Annotated in this window: 2 protein-coding genes; both read right to left on the bottom strand. The window is 32.6% G+C overall.

The genetic code is table 11. The features are described from left to right. Positions 1-1,244 (bottom strand): plasmid recombination protein (locus ACOTX3_RS25840; RefSeq protein WP_421634997.1); only part of this gene is annotated, 1,244 nt, incomplete at its 3' end. 243 nt (positions 1,245-1,487) lie between these two features. Continuing rightward, positions 1,488-2,087 carry a Crp/Fnr family transcriptional regulator gene (locus tag ACOTX3_RS25835; RefSeq protein WP_001029633.1) on the bottom strand — a complete coding sequence of 200 codons (600 nt, stop codon included), beginning with the start codon at positions 2,085-2,087 and terminating at the stop codon, positions 1,488-1,490. Between the last annotated feature and the right edge of the window lie 723 nt (positions 2,088-2,810).

Here is a 2,810-nt window from a genome sequence, read left to right as displayed (position 1 = left end):
TCCTCGTACCATTCCTGAAATTTAGATCCATAGTAATTTTTAACACCTAAAATAAATTCTTTGAAATCTAAATTTTCTTTTTTTAATTTTGTGTTCTCATTTTTCAAATTGGTATTTTCAGAAGTCAATTCTTTGACTTCTGCTTGCAATGGCTCTTTTTCCTGCTTTAATTTCAAATCAAATTGATCTTTGTATGGAAGTAATAATTTATTTTCTTTTTTTAGAGCGTTTACTTTATCAATATAAACGCTATTTTTTCTGGATGCTTCATTCCTTTGACTATATGCATCTGAAAGCTCAATTTTACTCATATCTAATTCATGCTGTAAATTTGACTTATCTATATTTAAATTATCGTTTTCATCCGATAATTTTTTAATCTCATTGTCTTTTTCTTTTTTTATTCTTTTTACTCTCCAATCGAGTTTCCTAAAAAAATTAGTTTCATCGAAATTTTTAATACCAACATTAAAGCCAGCTTGTTTTGCTTTTTTTAATTCTTTTTCTTCAAACTCTTCTAAATTGGCTAATATATTTAATGCTGTTTCTTGTCTTTTTTTAAATCTCAAGTAATCAGGGCGTGATTTATAGCGTTCTCGCGGCTCCTCGCCCGTTCTGCTCAATCCAAATTTATTTGATACCTGTACATAAAAATCATCTTGAAATTTGATCATAGCTTCTGTGTAAGCTGTTTGATGTAATTTTTTCTTATCTTCTTTTGCTAATTTAGATACTGCGAGCTTTCCATCATGAAGCAAATTTAAATCTTGATCCTTGTTTCCAACGACGTAAAAATGAAAATGTGGGTTGGTTTCGTCTGTATGCTCAACAACACATTTTAAATTTTCACCATATTTATTTTTTAAATATTCAATTGCTTTGGTCTTATATTCATCCCAAATTTCTTCATCAGCTCGATCTAGAGAAACCACACCAGCTAGCAAGATGCATGCATCTTTGCGTAGCTTCTTCTCCTTCCCGTTCTTGTCTGTAGTCTTAAATTCGGCCTCGTAACGCTCTATAGAGCGTTCTAAGGCATCTATAGACCCATAGAGCACCTCCGGTGCAGCTATGGTTTCTAAATGGGATGTAAAACCCTCCTCCCTTTTCATTTCTGACAACACACCGTTTACGGTTGTTGTTCTAACATCAGATTTATGATTTATATTTTTACTTTTATTTATTGTCTTTTTAGCTGGTTCTTCTCTGCTGTAGAGTTCTACATGCATAAATTGTGATTTCATTTTAAATTCTCCTATATTTTAATTTTCCTTATATATGTAATTAACATTTATTGTTTTTCTGTCAATAGCTATAGGAACCGACTATATCTATTACGCTAGCATATTTCATATGCTGCTCCATAGATGCGGCCCTACGGGGTTAAAGTCAACTTCAAAACAAAAAAGCAAATCCCTAAAGCTTGCAAATTTTATATTTGCGAGGTTTAGGGATTCAGCAAACGAAGTGCGGTAGTGTTAGTTTTACTATTCAATATCAACCCAATCATTTTGCATTGGAAACTCTAAAACGTTTTCTTTTTCTTTTTTCTTGATAACTTTTTTATCATTAGTTTTTATTTTTGCGGTGTTTGTTGGAGTAAATAAATTAATCTGATTTTTAAAATCTTCAGTTTCAATATTTGATTTCTGTAAGCTTTTCATTCTCTTTTGATCAAAATTTTTCGGAACACCCATAGTGCATAGATTTGAATTTAAGTAAACGTGTCCGTCTTCGCTATCTTTGATTAAAACCCCTTTATCAAAAAGCTCTTTGAAAGCTCTTGATACATTAGACGGCTGCAAGCCTAAATCATCAGCTATCTTCTTTTGTGAAAAGTTAACTAAAATATTACCCATCTCTATAATGCCGAATAAGTACATTACAATCTTATAAGCATTTGGCTTTAAGTTCATTTTAGATAGTGTTTTCACAGAGTCATGAAATACTATTGAATAAGTCCCTAAAAATCCGGTTTTCTTTTTTCTCGTGACGTTAATATTTACTTCGTTCATATCTTCAACATCTAATGCGTTTTTTATTACTGCTTCATCTGTATCGTTTATTAAAACTTTTGCTTTTGCCATTTTATATTCCTTTTTCTAATAAAAATAATAACCTATGTTGCATTTATAACCGATCTAAATGCAATGTCAATATCAAAACGATAAGAAAGTTATCGTTTCAACATCAAATCATATCAATGCACCTGTATGCAAAATTATGATTTTCATAAGTCTGATTATGATTTTCATAATTTTGCATTATGATTTTCATAATCGAAAATTATGATTTTCATAATTTTTTTTTTGGTAAAGTGTTGATATATAAGGCTTTAAAGGGTGCTTAAGAAGTAAGAAAATAAGAAAGAAGAAACCGTAAAATCAACTGCAAAACCGCCCTCGCCGGGCAGGCCAACCCCTCGAACCACAGAACCACAAGTGGTTCTGCAGTTCTCACGGTTCAAAGTTTAACAGTATTTCTTTGTTTTATATGTAGTTACATACCAAAGGGGGAACCCCGCCCCGTTCCCCCTCTTCACAACGCACCAAGGCGTTATGAAGGTACCCCCACCCCAATGCGGCCAGCTCCCTGACCACATTTTCCCAACCTGCATTTTTTGTATTTAAGTGACTGATATTTAAAGGTAACTAACTGCGTGCAAAACCACTTTTTTTGGGATAAATCCCAGCTATGACAGCTAAACGCTGTCAGGCCGCTTCTGGTGGTGTCTCATACACCACATAGGCGGCAAATATGAAAATATTCAATTAAAATTTGGGTTTTGTTTTTGTTTTTGGGTTGAATAC

Origin of the sequence: Enterobacter cloacae complex sp. IR5384 (assembly GCF_049237265.1) — a bacterium.
GTDB classification, from domain to species: Bacteria; Pseudomonadota; Gammaproteobacteria; order Enterobacterales; family Enterobacteriaceae; genus Enterobacter; species Enterobacter cloacae.
Note: the sequence above shows the minus strand (reverse complement) of the source record. Positions and strands in the feature narration are given on the sequence as shown.